Here is a 21,969-nt window from a genome sequence, read left to right as displayed (position 1 = left end):
ACCAAGCATGTGCGTGTTGTGTTGCATCAACATTGATGCAGAGCATTAGCCAATGTGGCCCTCACCCCCTGACATCGAACGGTAGCACCCCGGTCACGTCCGAGAATGTCATGTGCATCTGCCAGCTGCCGGACATGGGCAACGGTGCCGTCGCGGTAAAGCGGTCATGGCCCGTCTGTTCAGCTGTTACGCTGAGTGACATGTCATGGCCAGGCATGGAGAAAGTGATCGGCACGCGCATCGCCTGACGCGGCGGACTTCCGTCAGGCCCTCGCAGTTGGAAGATCAGCTGCGCTTCACGCTGGTCATCGATCATGACGCTGCCAGCCACGCTCCACTGGTGCACGGTACCTGAGAAGCGAACTCCGCCGAGCTCCGCTCCTGCCTGGGTGGGCACCGGGCCGTCGGCCTGAAGCGTTGTTTCGTCCCCCGCCATGAACGGCATAGCCATGAGTACAGCCAGGATCAGGAGGAAGGGAATGCCCAAGGCCAGCGCGACGAGACGGGCAGAGCGGGTTGAGTGATCGGGTGTGCTGGAGCTGGGGGCCATCGCGTCATTCCTCTCTTGTGCACTATGCCTGTCGGAGAGTAGCAGGAAGCGGCATGCGGTGGTGATGACCCAAGTCAGGCACATTTACGCCAATGCACTTACCTTGCTGCTACCGTCATCAGCGTCGCCGGCCTGACAGTAGTGCCGGGCTACTCCTCTGGAGCCAGGCTGCCAGTATCAGGCAGTGCATCAACGAGCCCCAGCGCCACGCAGATGCGCACCAGTCCAGCCAGGTTGGAGGCACCCAGCGCCTTCATGCCCCTCAGGCGATAGACTTCCACCGTCTTGGCGCTGACGGCGAGATGTTCGGCAATTTCACGACTGGTGAAGCCCTTCGCCACGAGTACCAGAATCTCGCGCTCCTTGGGGCGCAGGGCGTCATAACGGGTTCGCAGGTCTTCGACGCGTAGACGCAGCGAGCGCAGCCGCTGGTGCTCGGCGAGCGCCTGCTGTACGGCATCGATCAACTGCTGCTGGTTGAAGGGTTTCTCGATGAAGTCGAAGGCGCCGGACTTGAGCGCGGCCACCGCCATGGGCACGTCGCCGTGGCCGGTCATGAAGATTACCGGCGCAGTGTCGCCGCGCTCGTTGAGGCGCTGCTGTACCTGCAGGCCGGAGAGTCCGGGCATGCGCACGTCGAGCAGCACCGCATCGAAACTGTCGGGGTCGGCGGCGAGAAATGCCTCGCCGTCAGCGAAGGAAAGTGTGGCCAGGCCCACGGAGTCGAGCAGCCAGGCCAGCGAGTCGCGCAGCGCCTCGTCGTCGTCGACCACGGCGATACAGGGGGCGGCGCTGGGCTGGGTCACGACTGTCTCCGGGGCGGCTTGCTGCGGTGAATGGGGTTCGCTTCGGCCAGCAGTGTACCGGTAAAGGTGGCGCCCTCGGAACCGTCGGTGAGGTCCAGGCTGCCACCCATGGCTTCCATCAGCGAACGGCTGATGGCAAGGCCCATGCCGAGCCCTTCAGGGCGGCTGGAGTGAAACGGGGTGAAGATCCCCTGGGCCTGGTCGGGGGCGATACCAGGCCCCTGGTCGCTGACGCTGAAGGTCACCTCGCGCTGACCGCTGCGCCGTGCGCGGATCTCGACCCGCACGGCAGCAGGCCGTTCACGGCTCGCTTCCAGCGCGTTGAGCAGCAGGTTGACCAGCACCTGCTCCAGGGCGATGGGGTCGGCCATCACGCGGGGCAGCGTCTCCGGCAGGGCATGGTTCAGGCTCACGCCCGCCTGCTGATACTGCCACTCGCACAGCCGGCAGGCAGCGTCCACCACCTCGAACAGCGCGACCGGGCGCGGGCGGGTCTGCCCCTTGCGTACGAAGGTGCGAATGTGGCGCAGCCGCTGTGCCAGTCGCTGTACCTGGGCATCGATTCGCTCGAGGGGCAGGGCGAGGTCGCTGGCTGGGCGATTCGGATCGGCACGCAGCTGCAGCAGCGCGCCGCTGACGTAATTGGCGATGGCCCCCAGCGGCTGATTCAGCTCATGGGCGATGTTGGAGGCGAGCTCGCCGGTGGTGGCCAGGCGGTTGGCATGGGCGATCTGCTCCTGATGGCGTCGCGCCTGGGCCTCGGCGGCCTTGCGCAGACCGATGTCGCGATTGAGCAGCGAGAGGTGGTCGGGCTCGGCGCCGGGGCCACGGTGGGCCAGCACCACGCTGAGTACCGGCACTGGTCCCTTGGGCCCCGGCATCTCCAGCTCGCCGCTCCAGGAGCCGTAGCGAGCCACGGCGGGCAGCACGATCTCACGCAGGATGGCAAGCGATGCTGGGGTATAGGCCCGTTCGAGCCGGGCATCGAGCCCTTCGCGCGGCAAACCCAGCAGGCGTCGCGCCGCCTCGTTGGAGTAGAACAATCGTTCGTCGCCGTCGCAGAACAGCACGTAGTCGGTGGTCGACTCCACCACCCGGGCCAGGCGCTCGCGATTGGCCTCGGCGCGAATGCGCCGGCCCACGTCGCGGGAGACGCAGAGTACGTCGATCAGCTCGCCGGTGGTCGGGTCGCGGCGGGTGCGGCTGGTGGTCTCGAACCAGACGTAGTGTCCGTCCTTGGCGCGGAAGCGGTAGGTCTGCTGATAGAAACCGTCGTGGTAGTAGACCCGCGGCGACTTGTTGAGCAGGTCGGCGAGGTCGGCAGGGTGGAACAGGTCGTAGGCCGAGACGCCGATCAGCTCTTCGGGCTCGTAGCCGAGCAGGTCGCGGGCGGCCTGGGAGGCGTAGAGGAAGCTGCCGTCGCGGGCGTGACGCGAGATCAGATCGGTGGTGCTCTCAGCCAGCCAGCGATAGTGGCGCTTCTCTTCGTCGAGTTCGGCGACTCTCGCTTCGAGTTCTTGTTGGCCTCGTTCGAGCGCGGTATTGCGGGCCTCGAGTTCGGCCAGCCGCGCGCGCAGCGCCTCGAGTTCGCCGGCCATCAGCGCGCCGGGTCCACCCGGCCACCCAGCGAGGCGTTGCGCCGGAACCAGCCGGCGATGCTGGCTCGCGGCAGGCGGGTCGGCAGTACCTCGTGGGGCACGGTTTCGGCGAGAAAGCAGGCGAAGTTGCCGGCCTCGGGGCGCACCCGGGCCACTTCTCGCTCGGGGTCGTCGGCGGCGAAGATTGCCATCTCCCCGCCGCCATCCGCCGGCCAGTCGGGGTTGAGGTAGCCCACCGTGGAGACCACCCGGTTGGCGCGTCCGCGAAAGCTGTCCAGGTGCTTCTTGTAGAAGGCCCCGGGCGGGTAGTGGGCGAAGTGCGCCTCGTACTCGAACAGCCCCAGGAACAGCGCCTGGTTCAGCTCGTGCTGCAGCTCGCCCATGGCTTCCAGGTAGCGGCGCTGGGCCAGGCTCTCGCGGTCGAGCCAGCGAATGGCGTCGCCGCGGATGTCGCGGCGCAGCTGGTGCTCGTCGCCGCGGCCGATGCCGGCGGCGGCCAGGGCGTCGCGCTCGGCCATCTCCATCAGCTCCCGATGCAGGTCATGGCACAGCTCCACGTCGAGGAAGCCCTCGCCGATGTACCAGCCCTGTTCGACCAGGGCGTCGACCAGTTGGGGCAGGGCGCGGGTCGCGAAGACCGGCCGGGTGAGCAGTGACATGGTCGAGCTGTCTCTCCAGTCTCAGGCGTTCAGGAAACGCGCGTCTCGGTCTTCGAGCTGCGCAGCAAACGCTCGGGAAAATAGCATAGTCGACCGTGCGGCGGCTCATCGAACAGGCTGATGGGACGCTCGAATCCTTCTGCCAGCAGCTCCACCAGCATCATTGCCGATAGGCCCCAGATCACCTGGCCCTGGGTGTGGTAGCTGGGCACGTAGTAGGGCCGACCGTTCACCGGTATCACGTCGGTGTGGTGGCGTCGGTCCTCGAGGAACAGCTCGAGCGGCACCTCGAAGATAGCGTCCAGCTCGTCGGGATCGGGCGTGAGGGGCAGGTCCGGCGGGATCAGGCCCACGTAGGGGGTGACCAGGATGCCGTGCAGAGAGATCACGTCCGACAGGCGGCCGAGCAGTTCGACCCGATCCGGCGGCAGGGCGATCTCCTCGTGGGATTCGCGCAGGGCGGTGAACAGCAGGTCGCGGTCGGCCTCCTCGCGCTTGCCGCCGGGAAACGCCACCTGGCCGCTATGGGTGTTCAGGTGCCCCGCGCGGCGGGTGAACAGCAGCGTCGGCTCGGGACGCTCGACGATCGGCATCAACACCGCTGCCTGCGGCATGTCGAGGCGCATGTGGCGGGGAGCGTGCGCTTGCAGGCGCTTGCGAAGTTTCTCTAACATGGGGTTTCCATCGGGTTTGATTCCTTCTACCCGGGCGCCTTTGCCGACGTCAAGCCTGCCAGGGAGACTCATGAACTTCTGCAGCCACTGTGGCCAAACCGTGCGTTTCGCGATTCCGGCAGGGGACGACCGACCCCGGTACCTGTGTGACGGCTGTGGCTCGATTCACTATCAGAATCCGCGCATCGTGGCCGGTACCCTGCCGGTGAGCGGCTCACGAGTACTGCTCTGTCGCCGGGCGATCACACCGCGCAAGGGCTTCTGGACCCTGCCGGCAGGCTTCATGGAGAACGCCGAAACCACCGTTCAGGCGGCGGCCCGCGAGACCTGGGAGGAAGCCTGCGCCGAGGTCGACATCCACGGGCTCTATACCCTGATCAATCTGCCACACATCAATCAGGTCTACATGATCTTCCGCGCTGACCTCACCGGCCCCTTCTCCGCCGGGCCGGAGAGCCTCGAGGTCGCGCTGTTCGAGGAACACGAGATCCCTTGGGACGAGCTGGCGTTTCCCACCATCGAGCGCACCCTGCGCCATTTCTACGCCGACCGTGGCGATGGACACTACCCGCTGCACATCAGCGACATTACTGCCGAGGACCGCGAACGCTACTTTGGTTCGGCCTGACCGGTACTCGGTCAGGCCTCGGCTGTTGCCTCAGAACGTCTCCAGCTTCCACACGTCGAAGGCTGGTTCCTCATAGGGGTGCGCGGCACGTAGGGCCGCGACGGCGTCGTGGATCAGATCGTCCTGGCATACCATCTCCACTTTCACCTCCTCGACCTTTTCCAGGTCACCTACCTGACCGATATGCGGGCTGGCGCCATCCAGCGGGCGAAACTGACCGGTACCGCGGGTCTCGAAGCAGCACGCCTCATAGTCGCCGATACGCCCGGCGCCGGTGACGAACACGGCTTCCTTGACGGCCTCGGCATCCTCCAGCGGAACGAAGAAGGCAAGCTTGTACATCGCTATCTCCCTGTCACGATTCTGAGTGGATTCCGTGCTTCCCTTTTTGCCACAGCTGGCAGGCAGCGTCAGCCCCTTGGCTGTCGCAGAGGCGCAGTGAAAAAAATACTTGTCCAATAGCTGTACAATAACTATTGTCTGTATAGGGGTGGGGTTGGTGCTCCACCCTATACGTACACACTGAGGAAATGACCCGATGAAACCGATTCATGTGGTAGCCACGAAGTGCGTGGGAGCAGGTTTGGTTGGCCTCATGCTGGCGGGCACCGTCCAGGCCGGCAGTCATGGAGACAAGCAGGACATCGTGGACACCGCCGTGGCGGCGGGGCAGTTCGAGACCCTGGCCGCCGCGCTGGAAGCCGCCGGGCTGGTCGAGACCCTCAAGGGAGAGGGGCCTTTCACCGTCTTCGCTCCTACCGACGAGGCTTTTGCAGCCTTGCCCGAGGGTACCGTGGAGAGCCTGCTGGAGCCTGAGAACATCGAGCAGTTGCAGGCCGTGCTGACCTACCACGTGGTGGCGGGGAAAGTCATGGCCGAAGAGGCCATGGGTCTGGACAGCGCTACCACCGTACAGGGCCAGGACATCACCATCACTACCTCAAACGGCAGCGTGATGATCAACGACGCTACCGTGATCCAGGCCGACATCGAGGCCAGCAACGGCGTCATCCATGTCATTGATAGCGTGCTGCTGCCTGAGTAAGACAGCCGTCCTTGGCTGTGTCCGCCTTGCCACCCTCCGGGGTGGTTTTTTTCGTGATTCTTCAGCCGGAATGGCGTGATTCGCCGCAGTTCTCGAGGATAAAGGCGTAGGCCTCGTTCTTGAGCTGCAATGCCGCGTTCCAATCACTGCCCTTCGGCTGCAGTGGCGCGCCCACATGCAGGGTCACTCGCCCTGGGTGGGGGCGCCATTCCCGGCCGCGCAGGCGCTCGCGCGTACCTTCGATAGCGACCGGTACCACCGGCACTCCGGCGTGGGCGGCGGTCAGGAAGGCGCCCATATGGAAGTCTCCCAGGCCGGGCTTGGGGCCGAAGGTTCCTTCGGGGAAGATGGCCAGGCTGTCACCGGCGGCCACGGCATGTTCCGCCTGCTGCATGTCCTGCTCCGCCTGGCGCGGGTCGAAGCGCTCGACGAACAGCGCACCCATGCGGGTGAGGGGAATTCGGCTCGCGCTGCGGCTCTCGAGCTCCTCCTTGGCCAGGTAACGCAGGGCGCAGGGCAGGGAGGCAGTGAGTATCAGCACGTCGAGATAGCTGGCGTGGTTGGCCACGAGCACGAAAGGCTGGTTGCCCGGCAGCTGTTCCAGGCCGCGTATCTCGAGGCGAATGCCGGCAAGCGCGGCCATCCCTCGGCTGAGGTGACGGGCCACTCTCCAACGCCAGCTCAGTCTGGGCAAGGGCAGGCCGATGAGCGCGAACAGCGCGGCCCCGAGGCCGAATATCGTCCACCCATAAGCGTAGTAGATCGCGTATCGTGCCTTGCCCAGGTGCATTTTCCATCGCTGTAGCCTGGCCCGCAGCGACAGCCTGACGACCTGGCGCCAGACCGGTGCGGCCTGCTTTCCCAGGCGACCCTGGCGATAGTGCTCGCGAGTCGCTGCGCGGCGTATCTTGCCGCTTGAAGTCTTGAGCACGCTGTGGGGCGGTGCCAGCACGATCTCGTCGGCCGGCACGTTGACGATATCGACCACGCTGTCGGCCACGGCGTGGTGCAGCTCGCGGCGTCGCGCCGGGTCTTGCTCCTGGGTCTCGGCCACCACCACCAGGGCCTCGGCCCCCGTGGCCGGATCGGGGTTGCCGAACACCGCCACGCAGCCCTTGCGAATCCCCTCGAGGTCGCCCACGGCTGCCTCGATGTCGTAGGGATAGAGGTTGCGTCCACCGCGCACCACGACGTCCTTGAGGCGCCCGCTGATGTGCAGATCGCCGCTGGCGAGATAGCCGCGATCACCGGTACGCAGCCAGCCGTCGTGGCGCAGTTTCGCGCTCTCCTCGGGATTGTCGAAATAGCCGTCGGTGGCGGAGGGGCCCTGGAATTCGATATCCCCCTCCAGGCGTTCGTCAAGCTCATGGCCTTGGGCGTCGACGATGCGCAGCCGGTATCCCGGCAGCGGCGGGCCGCAGTTGACGAAACGCTGGGCTGCAGCCGGGTTGCTCTCGGGCCACGCTTCGCCGCTCGCCTCGAAGCGCTCGCGGTTGACGGTATCGATCACCACGCCACGGCCGGGGCTCGCCACGCAGAGACCCACCGCAGCTTCGGCCAGCCCGTAGACCGGCATCAAGGCGCTCGATTGCAGCCCGCAGGGTGCCAGTCGCTTGCCGAATTGCTCCATGGTGTCTGCGCTGACCGGCTCCGCGCCGTTGAACGCCACTCGCCAGCTGCTCAGGTCCAGGCCCTGCATGCGCTCCGGGGTCAGGGCGCGCAGGCACAGCTCGTAGCCGAAGTTCGGCGCGCCGGAGATGGTGCCGCGATGCCGGTCGATCAGCTCCAGCCAGCGCAGCGGGCGCGAGAGGAAGGAGAGCGGTGACATCACCACCAGCGGGATGCCGTAGTAGAGGCTGGCGAGCCATGCCGCGATCAGTCCCATGTCGTGGTAGAGCGGCAGCCAGCTGACGAAGACGTCATCCGGCCTGGCCTGCAGGCGCTGACCCATGGCGCGGATATTGGCCAGCAGCTGGGCGTGGGTGAGCTGAACCCCCTTGGGATCCCCGGTGCTGCCTGAGGTGTACTGCAGCAGTGCCAGGTCGTTGGCCGCCGGTACCGCTGGTGCTTGCGCCTCCGGTGCCTCGTCTAGCTCCGCCAGGGTGGCGATATGGCAATGGGGTGCTTCCGCATGCAGCAGGTGTGCCACTGAGCGCGCCTCTGCGACGGTAATCAACAGGCGGGCACCGGCGTTGTTCAGGATGCGCCCGTGGCGCCGCAGGTGCTCCTCTAGCTGGGCGGGTCGCGCGGGGGGGTAGATGGGCACGGGAACCGCCCCCGCCCTTAGCACGCCGAAAAAGGCGATGAAATAGTCGCGTGAAGTGGGCAGCATCAGCGCGATGCGATCGCCGGCACGCACGCCGCGCGACACCAGGGCAGCGGCCACCCGCCGCGCGCCCCGGTCCAGCTCGCCGTAGCTGAGGGTCTCGGGATCGTCCCGGTCTCCATACAGGTAGAGGTGTGGGAGGTCCGGGTGCCGCTCGAGATGCCAGTCCATGGCGGCGTTGAGCGTGTCGGCCTCGCCTGGCTCACCCGTGACTTTGCCTTCGGACCCCGCCGGCGCGGCTGGTCGCGTGGGGCCTGCCGAGGTGGTGGGCGGCTCCGGGTGGGGGGGCTGCGCAGTGTCGGACTTGAGCTGCTGGAGCAGGTCACCGGGCGTCTCGGCGAGGAGCGCCGACTCCGGCAGGCGCTTACCGAACGCCTGCTCGATGCGCAGCAGCAGTTCGGAGCGTGCCAGGCTGTCCAGCCCCAGGTCGCGGTCGAGGCGAGATGCCAGGGTGATAGGCCGGGTGTCATGCCGGTCGGGCTGCACCTCCTGTACCAGCCCCTCGAGCAAGGCCAGTAATCGCTGCTCGGTCTGCTGGCTGGCCATGTCCTGGTTGTCGTCGCGTCTCGGCATACGTCACCTCTTTCGGGTGCCCTTGGGCAATGGACTGCGCCATGGCATGGTTTCTCCCCAAGCGTAGTGATGGTTTGGCAGATAGTTGTAGCAAGAGTCATCGCATAGCCAAGGAGAAGTCGAATGGAACAGGCGCTTTTCGAACTGTTAGGGGCACAAGGGCTTGTGCCCCAGGGCGAGCTGCACTCGCTCGGAGGCGGCGACATTGCCGTGGTCTACTGGTTGGCAACCTCACGTGGTCCGGTGGTGGCCAAGCGTGACGATGCGCAGCGCCTGGCCGGTGAGGCTGACGGGCTGCGGGCCCTGCGCGAGGCCGCAACGTCTCTGCTGGTGCCCGAGGTGCTGGCGCTCGGCGACGGCTGGCTGGTGATGGAGGCGCTAGACAGCGGTTCGAGATCATCGCACTCCGCTTCTGCACTGGGCGAGGGGCTGCGCCAGCTGCATGCACATACCGCGAGCGCGCATGGCTGGCCTCGTGACAATGCCTGCGGACGAACGCCGCAGCCCAATGCGCCCATGGTCGATGGACGAGCCTTCCAGCGCGAGCGTCGCCTGCTGCCCCTGGCGCAGGCCTGCCACACGCGTGGGCTGCTCGATGCTCCCTTGCGCCGCCGAGTCGAGAGCGTGGCGGAAACCTTGGAGAGCTGGCTTCCCGATGCCCCGGCGAGCCTGCTGCACGGTGACCTCTGGTCAGGCAACGTGCTGCATACTCCAGTGGGGCCGGCGATCATCGACCCCGCGGTTTACTGCCACTATCCCGAAGTGGACCTGGCCATGCTGACGCTGTTCGGCTCACCCGGCGAGGCCTTCTTCGAGGCCTATTGGGACGGCGATGCGCCCCATGACTGGCCAAGGCGCGAGGCGCTGTTTCAGCTCTATCCGTTGCTCAATCACCTGCTGCTGTTCGGTAGCGGCTATCGAGGCGGTGTGGAACGCGCGGTCGCTGCCGTCGAATCCGGGTAGCGAGGATCGTTTCATTCAAGGGTACGTTTGAATCACCTTGCCGAGAGCGATGAATAGTACATACACTCGTGTATGTTAGGCTCGCTCAAGGAAGAGAACGTTATGAATCGAGGCATCGGTGATTTCATTCGGGGGGTTGCCATAGGCTGCCTGCTGGCCACACCGGCATTTGCTGGCTCGGGCGTCGTGACGCTACAGGTGGACAACGACGGCATGGTCAGCAGCGACGACGACCATTACACCTCCGGGGTGGAGTTGCACTGGACCCGGGCGGTCTCGCCGCAGCACTGGAGCCAGCGCATCACCCATGGCTTGCCCGGCGTATGGCTCGGCTCGGTGGATGCCATCAGCTACCACCTGAGCTATCGCATGTACACGCCGGTTGAGGTGGAGCGCCGCGACCTGATTGAGGACGACCGCCCCTACGCCGGCTTGATCCTGGGCGGCCTGGCGCTATATGGCCGCGAGCCGCTGAGCGGTGCCTGGCATCGTGAAGAGGCATTCCAGCTCGACCTCGGTGTGGTTGGCCCCGCTACCTCCGCCGACAGCGTTCAGCGCGAGGTGCACCGCTTCACCAACAGTCAGCGCCCCCGTGGCTGGTCCCATCAACTGGGCAACGAGCCCATCCTCAACCTGGGCTATCGTCGCCACTGGTGGCAAAGCCATTCGCTGGGTGATCTGGAGATGCAGCACGGCCCGGGCGTGTCGGCCTCTCTCGGTAACCTGCTGGCGCAGGCCGGTGGCGGCTACGGCTTGCGGTTCGGCCGCGGGCTCGATGCCAGCATGGGCTGGCCCTCCCTGAGCATCGAGCGCGGTGGCTATCGTCAGGTCGCGACATCGCCGGGCAGCGGCTGGAATCTCTTCGCCGCGCTGCAAGGGCGCTACGTGGCGCACAACCTGCTGCTGGATGGCAACACCGTGCGCGACAGCCATTCGGTCGATCGCCGCGAGTGGGTCGGCGACGCCGTCGTCGGTGTGGCGCTGACATGGGAGCGCTGGGAGGTGAGCCTGGCTCACGTGTGGCGCAGCAAGGAGTTCGAGGAGCAGGTGAACAGCACCGTTCACGGCGCGCTGTCGCTGAGCTACCGGCTATGAGCTGAGCGCTTCTGGCCGAGAGCACCGCTATGCCTATACTGGAGACCTGGCCGGTGCGCCGAGGAGGATGATGCCGGGGGAGAAAAGTCATGCACGAATCGAAAAAGCTGCGGTGGGGCGTCGTCGGCGGGCTTCTGCTGGCAGGCTGCTTCGTGCTTGGTTCGAGTGCCTGGGCCGCGTCTGACGAGGTCGGAGCCGCCACCCACGGGGCGCTCTTCCTGCCCGTGCAGCACCCGCTGGCCTGGCATCGCGAGCACTGGCGTCAGCGCAGTTATCGCGATCCTGAAATTACCATCGAAGTACCCTGGGAGTTCCTGGGTCCATACCTCTTCTGGCCCCAGCCGCCCCAGCCGGGCAAGCCGCCCAGGCCGGCTGAGGTGCAGCCTCGTGAGCGCGGCGACATCTGGCGTGACGACGTGGTGGGTAGCGGCAGTGGCGAGCGAATCGAGACTCACCCCGAAGGGCGAATACTGCGTAGTCGGCCGCGTTAGCACCGCTTGGAACCAACTCGCTTTACGGTTCACAAAACAGGGTTAGTCGGCGTTCTTCAAAGCGGTGCGTCGCCTGGCCCAGGCGCTCAATCGTTGCCACCAGCCTTGCGCGGCGTGCTGCGGACGTCGTGCTGACTTCTGTGGGGGGCGGGTGAGAAATTCAGCGATGGGGGCTACCTGGCTGCTGCGGTCGAGCATCGGCGCATGGCCGCAGCCGGGGACTTCCAGAGTCACCAGGTCGGGCTGTGCCTTGGCCATGCTCACGACACTCTCGGCATCCAACAGCGGCGATTCGGCGCCGCGTATTACCATCAGCGGGCAGTCGATCGCTCGCCAGTCGGCCCAGGTGTCGCGCGGGGTGTCGTTGATGAATTGTTCGGCAATGCGGGGATCGTAATGATAGGTCCAGCTGCCGTCAGGCAGGCGCCGTGCGCTGCCAAGTGCCAGTTGACGCCAGGCTTCTTCCCCCTCGATGCCGAAACCGTGATAGTGCTCGGTCAGCTCGGCTTGCAGCTGAGCGAAGGTGGTGAAACGATGCGGCCTGCCGAAATAGAGTGCCAACTGCATCAAGCCTTGGGGATTCAACTCGGGGCCGACGTCGTTCAGCACCAGACGTTCTATACGATGCGAGCTTTCGGTTTCGGCAGCCAGGAGCATTCCCAACAGCCCACCCATCGAGGTTCCGACCCAGGGCACTCGCTCCAGTTCGAAGTGATCCAGCACGGCCAGTGCCACACTCATGTAATTGCGATAGAGATAGTCTTGCGATGGAATGGGCGACCAGCTCGAAAGCCCTCGTCCGGGGGTGTCCGGAGCCAGCACACGCCACTCAGGGCCGAGTGTGCGGGAGAATTTTTCGAAATCGCCACCGTGGCGTGCCAGCCCATGCCAGGCGACAACGGTTTTCGGCGCCTCCGGGTGCCAGATGCGCACCGCTATCTCCAAGTCTCTCAGCGTGACCAGTTCCATCGCATCCATCTGTATCGGCCTCCGTCGCCACCTTATGCTGCTTTGCAGCATAGCCTGTTTTCTCGGCCTTCGCCTTGCCCAGGGGAAACGATGCAATCGGGGTAAGGCTAGTATACATACAAGGTTGTAGATATAATTCGTCGCCAGCTAACCACCTGCCATGCGACCCCTGCTACCAGGCGTGTTGCTCTGACGAACCACGATACCCAGCGGAGATCCAATATGCATTTGTCACTTCCGGGAGCGCGCCTTCCCGTGAAATGGATACTGGCTGTCGGCCTCTTGGTATCCCTGCTGGGAGGGTGCGAGCAGAATGGAAACGGCGGAGCCCCCGCCGGTGCCGGAGAGCGCCCACCGCCCGAGGTCTACGTACAGCGCGTGGAGCCGCGTTCGGTCGATGTGGTGGAGGAGTACGCCGCCCGCGTGCGCGGCTCCCGTGAAGTGGAAGTGCGCGCTCGCGTGCAGGGCATCCTGGAAGAGCGCCTCTACACCGAAGGCCAGGTCGTGGAAACGGGAGAGCCGCTGTTTCGTATCGACCGTGAGCCGTACCAGATCGAGCTGCAGCGCGCTCGGGCGGAGTTGGCCAATGCCCAGGCCGAGCTGAACCAGGCGCAGCGCGAATGGCGGCGGATCTCGACGCTGTTCCAGCAGAATGCCGTCAGTGAGCGCGAGCGCGACTCGGCGCTCTCCGCTCGCGAGCTGGCCGAGGCGCGCTATGCCTTGGCCGAGTCCGGCGTGGCCACTGCCGAACTCAATCTCGACTACACCGAGGTGCGCGCACCGCTGGCCGGCATGACCGGACTCGAGAGCTTTCCCGAGGGCAGCCTGATCGAGCGGGGCACGCTGCTGACCACGGTGACCCAGCAGGACCCGGTACACGTGCGTTTCTCGCTGCCCGAGGGCGATGCCGCCCTGCAGCGTGCGGCACGTCGCGCCATGTCCGCCAACGGCCAGTCCGAGCAGCGTGAGGCGCTGCTGACCCTGCCCGACGGCCGCGTCTATGAAGAGAGCGGGGTGGTGGACTTCACCGACAGCACCATCGATCCGCGTACCGGCAGTGTGTCGGCCCGTGCCGTGTTCCCCAACCCCGATGGGGAAGTGGTGCCGGGGCAGTTCGTGCGTGTCCGCGTGCTGGTGCAGGAGCTCGAAGACGTCTTTCTGATTCCCCAGCAGGCGGTGGGACAGGGGCCCCAGGGGGCCCGTGTCTTCGTCGTGGAAGACGACACCGTTCACGCGCGTACCGTGGAGCTCGGCCCCGTCGTCGACGGACGCCAGGTGGTGCTGACCGGGCTGGAGGCCGATCAGCGCATCGTGGTCAACGGTCTGGTAGGGCTGCAGGATGGCATGCCGGTTCGGGTCAATGAACTGAGTCCCGAAGAGGCACAGCAGGCGGCCGAAGAGGCCGAGGCCTCGGCGGCGGAAGCCGAAGCCGAGACCGACGAGGAGGCGTAATGCTCAGGTTCTTCATCGACCGGCCGATCTTCTCCTCGGTCATCTCGATCATCATCATGCTGGTGGGCACGGCAGCGCTTCGCGCGCTGCCGGTGGAACAATATCCCAACGTGGTACCGCCCGAAGTCGTGGTGCAGGCCCAGTATCCCGGTGCCAGCGCCCAGGTGATCGCCGAGACCGTAGCCGCCCCGCTGGAGCAGGAGATCAACGGCGTCGACGACATGCTCTACATGGAATCGACGGCCACCGATGCGGGCAGCTTGCAGATCACTGTCTCCTTCGAGATGGGTACCGACCCGGACCAGGCGGCGATCAACGTCAACAACCGGGTGCAGGCCGCCCTCTCACGGCTGCCGCAGCAGGTACAGACGCTGGGCGTGCGCGTCGAGGCGCGCTCCACCAACATGCTCATGGTGCCGGTGCTGTATTCGCCGGATGGCTCCCGCGATCCGCTGTTCCTCTCCAACTACGCCTTGCTCAACGTACTCGACGAGCTGGTGCGCCTGCCCGGGGTGGGCGATGCCTCACTGTTCGGCGCCCAGGACTACTCCATGCGCGTGTGGCTCTCGCCGGACAAGCTGGCGCAGTACGACCTGACGCCTTCCGACGTGGCCGCCTCCATTCGCGAGCAGAACGCGCAGTTTGCCGCCGGTAGCATCGGCGCGCAGCCGGCTCCGGAGGAAGTGGCCTTCACCTTCGCTGTTTCCACCCCGGGCCAGCTGTCCGAACCGGAGGAGTTCGAGCGTATCATCCTGCGCTCCGACGAGCAGGGTGGCACCTTGCGTCTGGGGGACGTAGCAAGGGTTGAGCTGGGCTCGCAGAGCTACGCTTTCTCTGCCACCTACAATGGCCAGGGCGCGGTGCCCATGGGGGTGTACCTGCAGCCTGGCGCCAACGCGCTGGATACTGCCACGGCGGTGCACGAAGCACTGGAGAACATGTCCTCGCGCTTCCCCGAGGGGGTTGGGTACGTCGTGCCCTACGACACCACGGAGTTCGTCGAGATCTCCATTCGTGAGGTGTTCATCACGCTGCTGATTGCGGTGGCGCTGGTGGTGGTGGTGACCTTCGTCTTCCTCCAGCACCTGCGCGCGACGCTGATCCCGGTGGTGGCGATCCCGGTGTCGCTGATCGGTACTTTTGCCGGCATGCTGGCACTGGGCTTCTCCATCAACATGCTCACCCTGTTCGGGCTGGTACTGGCCATCGGCATCGTGGTGGACAACGCCATCATCGTGCTGGAGAACGTCGACCGACTGATCAAGGAGCAGGGCTTAAAGGCGCGGGATGCCGCCGTGGAGACCATGAAGCAGGTCGCCGGGGCGGTCGTGTCGTCGACCCTGGTGCTGGTGGCGGTATTCGCGCCGGTCACCTTCCTGGGTGGTCTCACCGGTGAGCTCTATCGGCAGTTCGCCGTGACCATCGCCATTTCGGTGGTGGTGTCCGGGGTGGTGGCGCTCACGCTCACGCCGCCCATGTGCGCGCTGATGCTCGACAAGCAGAAGCACGAAGTGGCCAAGCCCTTCCAGTGGTTCAATGCCGCCTTCGACAAGCTCACCAGCGGCTTCGCCTGGCTGGTGGGCAAGCTGCTGCGCCATGCGCTACTGGGTATGCTGTTGTTCATCGGTGTGATCGCCTTGACGCTGTTCTCGCTGACGCGTCTACCCTCAGGCCTGGTGCCGCAGGAAGACCAGGGTACGGCGCTGGTGGTCTATAACCTGCCGCCGGCTTCGGCGCTGCCGCGTACCGAGACGGTACGCGACCAGATCACGCAGATGCTGCTGGGCATGGACGAAGTGGATCAGTTCACCACGGTGGCGGGCTTCGACATGATCGCGGGCTCGCTGCGTACCAACGCGGGTATCGGTTTTGCCAACCTCGCCGATTGGGGCGATCGCACCGGGCCGGGGCAGGACGCCGCTTCCGTGGCCGGGCGCATCATCGGCATGGGGGCCGGCATTCCCGAGGCCAACGTGATCGCCTTCACGCCGCCGCCGATCATGGGGCTTTCTCTCACCGGTGGGGTGGAGGGCTACCTCGAGGTGAGTGGCGACGTGACCACCGAGGAGCTGGAAACGCTCGGTCAGCAGCTCAGTGCCGCTGCCAACGAGCGGCCGGAGCTGACCAATGCGCGCATCACCCTGGACAGCGGCATTCCCCGCTATCGTGCCGCGGTGGACCGTGAGAAGGCGCGGGCCATGGGTGTGCCGATCAACCAGGTGTTCGAGGCGATGCAGAGCACCTTCGGCTCGCTCTACGTCAACGATTTCACCCTGGCGGGGCGCAACTGGCAGGTCAACCTGCAGTCCGAGGGCGAGTTCCGCAGCCAGCCCGAGGATCTCAACAAGGTCTTCGTGCGTTCGGAGTATGGCGAGATGCTGCCGCTCTCGAGTCTGGTGAGCCTGGAGCGCACCAGCGGGCCGGACATCATCAACCGCTTCAACGTCAACAGTGCGGTCAACTTCCTTGCCGATGCGGCCCCGGGCTACACCACCGGCCAGGCCAAGGAGGCGATGGAAGAGGTCGCCGCCCAGGTGCTCGATGCCGATAGTTCGCTGGGCTGGATCGGTGAGGCCTACCAGCTTGATGCCGCCGCCGGTGCGGGTGGGCTTGCCTTCGGCCTGGCCATGGTGATGGTGTTCCTGATCCTGGCCGCCCAGTACGAGCGCTGGACCCTGCCGATGGCGGTGGCCACGGCGGTACCCTTTGGCGTGCTGGGTGCGGCACTGGCTGCCATGCTGCGCGGTTTTCCCAACGACATCTACTTCCAGGTGGGGCTGCTGGTACTGATCGGTCTGGCGGCGAAGAACGCCATCCTTATCGTCGAGTTCGCAGCGCAGAACCGGCGCACCGGCATGAGCTCCTTCGATGCGGCACTGGCTGCGGCCCAACAGCGCTTTCGTGCCATTCTGATGACGGCGCTGACCTTCATCATTGGCACCTTGCCGCTGGTATTCGCCACCGGAGCAGGGGCCAACAGTCGCCAGGAGATTGGCACCGTGGTAGTGGGTGGCATGATCATGGCCAGTTCGCTGGCGCTGATCTTCGTGCCGCTGGCCTACAAGGTGATGGAGGATCTGGCCACTTGGCGGCGTGAGCGCAGCCAGCGCAATGCAGAGAGGAAGGCAAGCCGGGCATGATGCCTGGCCAGGCGCCGGGGTCAGGGCGACTCTGGTGCCTGTGCCAGCAGCCTGAGCTGCGTATCGACCAGCTGCGTGCCGCGCTCGACGAGCGAGAAGTGCTCGTGATTGCGCAGCCAGTCGTGAAATAGCCCGCCAAGGGTCGCCTGCAGTAGCCGGGCGGCGACTTCCGGCGAGAGGTCGTGACGCAGGTGGCCCATGCGGGCAGCGGCGGTGAAGTACTCGATAAGAGCCCCGCATGCCTCCTGGGCAATCTCGTTCTGCATGGCCAGTGGATCGATCTCGGCGAAGGTTTCGCAGTGGTGGATCAGGATGGCATGCACGCGTCGATAGCGTGGCTGTTCGAGGCGGGCGAAGCCGCGATGGCAGGCCTGGCGGATGGCTTCCAGCGGCCGCTCGGCCAGTCCCGGATCGCCAATCTCCTCGACCAGCTCCTCGAACGGCATGCGTACCCGTAGCAGCATGGCACGGAACAGGTCGGCCTTGTTCTTGAAGTGCCAATAGACGGCGCCACGGGTCACGCCGGCCTCGCGGGCGATCTGCTCCAGCGAGGTGCGAGCCACGCCGCGCTCGAGGAAGGCTGCCTCAGCGGCATCGAGCAGGGCCTCACGAGTGGCGGCGGCCTCCGCCTTGGTACGTCGCGCCATGGTGCGTTAGTGCTCCTCAAGCTTGCCGTTTGCTCCATTCTAGCGCAGAGAGTCGCTTTTTACATTCATTGATGTATGTTTGTTGGGCCTCATGTCGGCTTCCGGCGGCCCTCGTATTCCCTGGCAGGTCGCGGTATAACAGAGCGAACACTGTTCTGTTTCGGAATCCGGCCCATGCCCCGCCCTCCTTTCGAACTTGCCGGCGTCACCATCAAGCCTGGCAGCCGTCTGCAGATCGACGTGCCGGTTGCTCGGCTCTATACCCATGCGCCACTGCACATCCCCGTGGAGGTCGTGCATGGCCGCCGCCAGGGGCCGGTGCTGCTGGTGTGTGGCGGTATCCATGGTGACGAGATCAACAGCGTGGAGATCGTGCGCCGGCTGATGCGCTCGAAGCAGATACAGGGCTTGCACGGCACCCTGATCGCCGTGCCCATCGTCAACGTGTTCGGTTTCATGCAGCACAGCCGCTACCTGCCGGATCGGCGCGATCTCAACCGCTGCTTTCCCGGCAGCGAATCTGGCTCGCTCGGGGGGAGAGTGGCGGCACTTTTTCGCGAGCAGATCGTCGATCACGCTACCCACATCATCGACCTGCATACCGGTGCCATTCACCGCACCAACCTGCCGCAGATCCGCGCCCAGCTGAGCCCCGGCAGCGAGACCGAGCGCATGGCCAACGCCTTCGGTGCGCCGGTGATCCTCAACGCCGAGCTGCGCGAGGGCAGCCTGCGCCACTACGCCCAGTCCCGCGGCATCCCGGTGCTTACCTACGAAGCCGGTGAGGCACTGCGCTTCGACGAGTGGGCGATCACCCCGGGAGTGCGTGGCGTGCTGCGGGTCATGCGCCGGCTGGGCATGCTGACTGGGGAACATCGCCGGCGAGCGCCGCCGACGGCCGAGCTGGCCAACGGCTCGAGCTGGGCGCGGGCACCCATTGACGGCATCCTGCGCCCCAAGGTGCGCCTTGGGGCGCGGGTGGCCAAAGGCGACGTGCTGGGCAAGGTGGCGGATCCGTTCGGCAACGCCGAGGCGGCGGTCAAGGCGATGGCGGATGGCATCGTGATCGGCATGAGCCGGCTGCCGTTGGCCAACGAAGGCGAAGCGCTGTTTCATATCGCCCGCTTCGACGCCATCGAGGAGGCCGAGAACGCCATCGAGACCTTTCACTCCAGCCTCGAGCCGCCGCCCGATCCGCTCTACTGAGGCGGCTTAGGCCGTTTCGGCAGGCTCTCGTTCCGGCACCAGGCTCAGCGCATCATCGAACACCCGCAGGCAGGCGCCGTCCAGGTGGCCGTTCTCGGAGAGATGACGGCGGAAACGGCGCCCGCCCGGCTGGCCCTGGAACAGGCCCAGCAGGTGGCGGGTCACGTGGTTGAGCTTGACGCCCTCCTCGAGGCGGCGGGCGATATAGGGGCGAAATGCCCTGGCTGCGGCATGACGGCTCACGGCCGGCCCTGGCACGCCGTACAGCGCCTCGTCCACCCCGGCCAGCAGCCAGGGGTTCTGATAGGCCTCGCGGCCCACCATCACGCTGTCCACGTGGTTGAGCTGGTCGAGGCACTCGTCCAGCGTCTTGATGCCGCCGTTGATACCGATGTGCAGCTCCGGCCGGCTGGCCTTCAGGCGATGCACGCGGGGGTAGTTGAGCGGGGGGATGTCGCGGTTCTCCTTGGGCGAAAGTCCCTGCAGCCAGGCCTTGCGCGCATGCACGATGAACACCTCGCAGCCGGCATCCGCTACCTGGGCGATGAAGCGCTCCAGGTCGGCGTCCTCATCCTGGTCGTCGATGCCGATGCGGCACTTCACCGTGACCGGGATCGTCACCGCCTCACGCATGGCGCGCACCGCCGCTGCCACCTTCTCGGGATGGCCCATCAGGCAGGCACCGATCATGTTGTTCTGCACCCGGTCGCTGGGGCAGCCGACGTTGAGGTTTACCTCGTCATAGCCCCATTCCTCGGCAATCGCCGCGCACTCCGCCAATTCGCCGGGGTCGCTGCCGCCGAGCTGCAGCGCGATGGGGTGTTCCACCTCGTCATAGCCGAGAAAACGCTCACGGGGGCTGCCGTGCAGAATGGCACCGGTGGTCACCATCTCGGTATAGAGCAGCGCCTGGCGGGTCAGGGTACGAGCGAAAGCTCTCTGGTCCCTCGTCGTCCAGTCCATCATCGGCGCGACGGAGAACGTCCTGTCCAGCGCAGGGCGCGCCGTGCCAGACTTCATGCGGGTTGTGGCGGTTGCCTTGTCAGTCATAACTGTTCATATTTACAGTATTCATGCCTCGTTTTGCGCTAATGCTTGGTACATTTTTGGCACACGGGGCACTGGCGATTTGGTACATCGGAGGATGCGCGTGGCGACGATCAGGAAGCGTCGGAAAAAGGACGGCAGTTTCTCATACATGGCCCAGATACGCATCGCCCGGTGTGGACAACCAGACCACTCCGAATCGCGGACGTTCCCGAAGAAGGCGATGGCCGAGGAGTGGGCGAAGCGTCGGGAGCTCGAGCTGATGCAGCCCGGCGGCATCCTGACGGCCAAGTGGCGCGGCGTAACCTTGAACGATGCCTTCGAGCGTTACCTGCATGAGTTTGCCCAGGATGCCGGCTGCAGCAAGCGAATGACCATCCAGCAGCTGCAGCGCTTCCCGATCGCTCGGGTGAAAATCAACGAGCTCAGCAGCGAGCAGATCACCGAGCATGCCGTGATGCGCAAGAACAGCGGTGTTAAGCCTGCTACCGTCAACCAGGACATTGTCTGGATCGGGATCACTCTGAAGACCGCAGCGGCCGCCTGGAAAATGCCGGTGAACCTGAACGACTTCGAAGCGGCCAAGCTGCTGCTGCGTAGCAAGGGACTGATCGGCAGCCCCGCCGCTCGAAGCCGGCGGCCAACGGATGCTGAGCTCGAGAAGATCCGTGCCTATTTTCGTCGGTCCCAGCGCATCCGGCCGACTGCCCTTATTCCGATGGAAGACATCATGGACTTCGCCATTGCCTCCTCGAGACGCCGTGAGGAGATCACCCGGATCCAGTGGACCGACCTGGATGATGAGGCCATGACCTGCTGGGTGCGCGATGCGAAGCATCCTCGGCAGAAGTGGGGCAATCACAAGCGCTTCAAGCTGACTCACGATGCGATGGCCATCATCAAGCGACAGCCCAGGGCGGCAGGGGAAGACAGGATCTTCCCCTACAATCCTAAGTCGATCGGCACACGATGGCAGGCGACCACGGCCGCGTGCGGAATCGAGGATCTACGCTTCCACGACCTGCGCCACGAAGCGACCTCGCGGCTATTCGAGGCGGGGTATGAGATCGTCGAGGTGCAGCAGTTCACGCTCCACGAAAGTTGGGATGTTTTGAAACGGTACACACACTTAAATCCAGAGAAGCTTGTGTTACGTTAAGGCTGAATTTTTGCTTTATGCATTGAGTTGAAATATCCAAATATGTTGAAGTAGTCCGAGTAGACCATAACTCTGTTGCTTTCCTCGCTTTCGCCTGGCATGGAGAGATCTTTGATCGTTCTTTCGTTGTTTTCTATAACGTAATTCTCTACCTCTTCAACTAAAGCTGGATGCGCGTTAGTAACTGCTATTCGTCTAAGGGCGTCGTATTCAAAATCAATAAGTCCCGCTGCTTTTGTTGCTAGCAAATAAGATAGTAAATACATGTATGAATTTCCTTGCGAAATGTCAGACAATTCAAAAGAGGTGCGCTCCTTGTAACCTAAAATAGCAATTAATAGAGCTTCACAGCCTCGCGGTGGAGAATTATTTAGGAAGCTTATAGCTTGTGTGTCGCTTGTAAGGGTTGCGACTGTCTGATCTGATGACTCTGTTTTGATTGTGTGTGTAGTGTCATCTCCCAGCATTTTTTCTTTCGATAAATTTTCGAGAAGCTTGTTCGAGCTATCCACTTTGCTGGTGACTTTTTTAATGCTGTCTGGTATCTCTTTTATTTCATTTGTCAAGGTGTTTATGTTTTGTGCGGCATATTTAATTTCAGTCGAGGATTCTGAGATCTTTTGGAGAGTTAAAGATAGATTCTCGCCAGAATAAAAAGCATAGGCAATCGCAAGGGTTGCGAGTAATAATGATGAAACTGTTAGGGCAAAGCTTATATATTCTGTCAGTCTTGGTACTTCAGACCACTTTACTGAAATTAAGCCAATTATGATAAATGCCATAATTGCTATAATGTAGCTAAAGTGGATATTTCTGTTATCCTTCATATTCCTTTTCCTCACACGCTTGTATCTCAATAACGCATGGCGGTCTCAATGACCAAGTGCAACACCTGACCCATCAGGTATCGTGTTGCCATGCCTCATTGCTATCGCCACCTC

20 protein-coding genes are annotated in these 21,969 nt (G+C 64.2%); 9 read left to right on the top strand and 11 right to left on the bottom strand.

What is annotated here, in order from left to right; genetic code table 11:
- Nucleotides 1–61: 61 nt before the first annotated feature.
- The 5 genes from H1D44_RS11735 to H1D44_RS11715 all read right to left on the bottom strand — a co-directional run bounded on the left by H1D44_RS11735 (nt 62) and on the right by H1D44_RS11715 (nt 4,287).
- Entirely contained in the window at nt 62–550 is a 489-nt protein-coding gene (locus H1D44_RS11735) for a FixH family protein (protein ID WP_181515041.1), read from the bottom strand.
- A 149-nt stretch (nt 551–699) separates the two neighbouring features.
- Nucleotides 700–1,356: a response regulator gene (locus H1D44_RS21260; RefSeq protein ID WP_181515040.1), complete on the bottom strand. Its 657-nt coding sequence runs from the start codon at nt 1,354–1,356 to the stop codon at nt 700–702.
- Nucleotides 1,353–2,954 (bottom strand): PAS domain-containing sensor histidine kinase, encoded by a 1,602-nt coding sequence (locus H1D44_RS11725; RefSeq protein ID WP_181515039.1) that lies wholly within the window; start codon nt 2,952–2,954, stop codon nt 1,353–1,355. The genes H1D44_RS21260 and H1D44_RS11725 overlap by 4 nt, the downstream gene beginning before the upstream one ends.
- Complete coding sequence (locus H1D44_RS11720; RefSeq protein WP_181515038.1) at nt 2,954–3,613, bottom strand: 2OG-Fe(II) oxygenase; 660 nt, start codon at nt 3,611–3,613, stop codon at nt 2,954–2,956. The genes H1D44_RS11725 and H1D44_RS11720 overlap by 1 nt, the downstream gene beginning before the upstream one ends.
- Nucleotides 3,614–3,642: 29 nt before the next feature.
- Nucleotides 3,643–4,287, bottom strand: a complete 645-nt coding sequence (locus H1D44_RS11715; protein ID WP_181515037.1) for a CoA pyrophosphatase — start codon at nt 4,285–4,287, stop codon at nt 3,643–3,645.
- A 70-nt stretch (nt 4,288–4,357) separates the two neighbouring features.
- On the opposite strand from H1D44_RS11715, the gene H1D44_RS11710 reads away from it, so the two are divergent.
- Nucleotides 4,358–4,915, top strand: a complete 558-nt coding sequence (locus tag H1D44_RS11710) for an NUDIX hydrolase (protein WP_181515036.1) — start codon at nt 4,358–4,360, stop codon at nt 4,913–4,915.
- Between the two features lie 30 nt (nt 4,916–4,945).
- Here H1D44_RS11710 and H1D44_RS11705 read toward each other — a convergent pair whose 3' ends face one another.
- Nucleotides 4,946–5,257 carry a YqfO family protein gene (locus tag H1D44_RS11705; RefSeq protein WP_181515035.1) on the bottom strand — a complete coding sequence of 104 codons (312 nt, stop codon included), beginning with the start codon at nt 5,255–5,257 and terminating at the stop codon, nt 4,946–4,948.
- 196 nt (nt 5,258–5,453) lie between these two features.
- Here H1D44_RS11705 and H1D44_RS11700 point away from each other — a divergent pair, with 196 nt between their 5' ends.
- The gene (locus H1D44_RS11700) at nt 5,454–5,960 is read left to right on the top strand and encodes a fasciclin domain-containing protein (protein WP_181515034.1); all 507 of its coding nucleotides are present in this window, start codon (nt 5,454–5,456) and stop codon (nt 5,958–5,960) included.
- 61 nt (nt 5,961–6,021) lie between these two features.
- On the opposite strand, the gene H1D44_RS11695 is transcribed toward H1D44_RS11700, so the two are convergent.
- On the bottom strand, nt 6,022–8,859 hold the full coding sequence (locus H1D44_RS11695; RefSeq protein ID WP_181515033.1) for an AMP-binding protein: 2,838 nt from the start codon (nt 8,857–8,859) through the stop codon (nt 6,022–6,024).
- Nucleotides 8,860–8,982: 123 nt separating this feature from the next.
- Here H1D44_RS11695 and H1D44_RS11690 point away from each other — a divergent pair, with 123 nt between their 5' ends.
- From H1D44_RS11690 to H1D44_RS11680, 3 genes are all read left to right on the top strand, one after another.
- The gene (locus H1D44_RS11690) at nt 8,983–9,822 is read left to right on the top strand and encodes a fructosamine kinase family protein (RefSeq protein WP_181515032.1); all 840 of its coding nucleotides are present in this window, start codon (nt 8,983–8,985) and stop codon (nt 9,820–9,822) included.
- 102 nt (nt 9,823–9,924) lie between these two features.
- The gene (locus H1D44_RS11685) at nt 9,925–10,917 is read left to right on the top strand and encodes a lipid A deacylase LpxR family protein (RefSeq protein ID WP_181515031.1); all 993 of its coding nucleotides are present in this window, start codon (nt 9,925–9,927) and stop codon (nt 10,915–10,917) included.
- 89 nt (nt 10,918–11,006) lie between these two features.
- Nucleotides 11,007–11,408, top strand: a complete 402-nt coding sequence (locus tag H1D44_RS11680) for a hypothetical protein (RefSeq protein ID WP_181515030.1) — start codon at nt 11,007–11,009, stop codon at nt 11,406–11,408.
- A 42-nt stretch (nt 11,409–11,450) separates the two neighbouring features.
- Here H1D44_RS11680 and H1D44_RS11675 read toward each other — a convergent pair whose 3' ends face one another.
- On the bottom strand, nt 11,451–12,386 hold the full coding sequence (locus H1D44_RS11675; RefSeq protein WP_181515029.1) for an alpha/beta fold hydrolase: 936 nt from the start codon (nt 12,384–12,386) through the stop codon (nt 11,451–11,453).
- 246 nt (nt 12,387–12,632) lie between these two features.
- On the opposite strand from H1D44_RS11675, the gene H1D44_RS11670 reads away from it, so the two are divergent.
- The gene (locus tag H1D44_RS11670; protein WP_340162531.1) at nt 12,633–13,829 is read left to right on the top strand and encodes an efflux RND transporter periplasmic adaptor subunit; all 1,197 of its coding nucleotides are present in this window, start codon (nt 12,633–12,635) and stop codon (nt 13,827–13,829) included.
- On the top strand, nt 13,829–16,969 hold the full coding sequence (locus H1D44_RS11665; protein WP_181515027.1) for an efflux RND transporter permease subunit: 3,141 nt from the start codon (nt 13,829–13,831) through the stop codon (nt 16,967–16,969). The genes H1D44_RS11670 and H1D44_RS11665 overlap by 1 nt, the downstream gene beginning before the upstream one ends.
- A gap of 20 nt (nt 16,970–16,989) precedes the next feature.
- Here H1D44_RS11665 and H1D44_RS11660 read toward each other — a convergent pair whose 3' ends face one another.
- Nucleotides 16,990–17,616 (bottom strand): TetR family transcriptional regulator, encoded by a 627-nt coding sequence (locus tag H1D44_RS11660; RefSeq protein WP_181515026.1) that lies wholly within the window; start codon nt 17,614–17,616, stop codon nt 16,990–16,992.
- A 174-nt stretch (nt 17,617–17,790) separates the two neighbouring features.
- On the opposite strand from H1D44_RS11660, the gene H1D44_RS11655 reads away from it, so the two are divergent.
- Complete coding sequence (locus H1D44_RS11655; RefSeq protein ID WP_181515025.1) at nt 17,791–18,822, top strand: succinylglutamate desuccinylase/aspartoacylase family protein; 1,032 nt, start codon at nt 17,791–17,793, stop codon at nt 18,820–18,822.
- Between the two features lie 6 nt (nt 18,823–18,828).
- On the opposite strand, the gene dusA is transcribed toward H1D44_RS11655, so the two are convergent.
- Nucleotides 18,829–19,872: a tRNA dihydrouridine(20/20a) synthase DusA gene (dusA, locus tag H1D44_RS11650; RefSeq protein ID WP_220128065.1), complete on the bottom strand. Its 1,044-nt coding sequence runs from the start codon at nt 19,870–19,872 to the stop codon at nt 18,829–18,831.
- Nucleotides 19,873–19,972: 100 nt separating this feature from the next.
- Between dusA and H1D44_RS21255 the strand changes: the two genes are divergently transcribed.
- Nucleotides 19,973–21,028 carry a tyrosine-type recombinase/integrase gene (locus H1D44_RS21255; RefSeq protein ID WP_181515024.1) on the top strand — a complete coding sequence of 352 codons (1,056 nt, stop codon included), beginning with the start codon at nt 19,973–19,975 and terminating at the stop codon, nt 21,026–21,028.
- On the opposite strand, the gene H1D44_RS11640 is transcribed toward H1D44_RS21255, so the two are convergent.
- Nucleotides 21,025–21,855 (bottom strand): hypothetical protein, encoded by an 831-nt coding sequence (locus H1D44_RS11640; protein WP_181515023.1) that lies wholly within the window; start codon nt 21,853–21,855, stop codon nt 21,025–21,027. The two genes, H1D44_RS21255 and H1D44_RS11640, sit on opposite strands and share 4 nt — an antisense overlap.
- Nucleotides 21,856–21,969 lie beyond the last annotated feature (114 nt).

The sequence above is a fragment of the Billgrantia kenyensis genome, from assembly GCF_013697085.1.
GTDB classification, from domain to species: Bacteria; Pseudomonadota; Gammaproteobacteria; order Pseudomonadales; family Halomonadaceae; genus Halomonas; species Halomonas kenyensis.
This window is presented reverse-complemented; position numbering and strand designations above follow the sequence as displayed.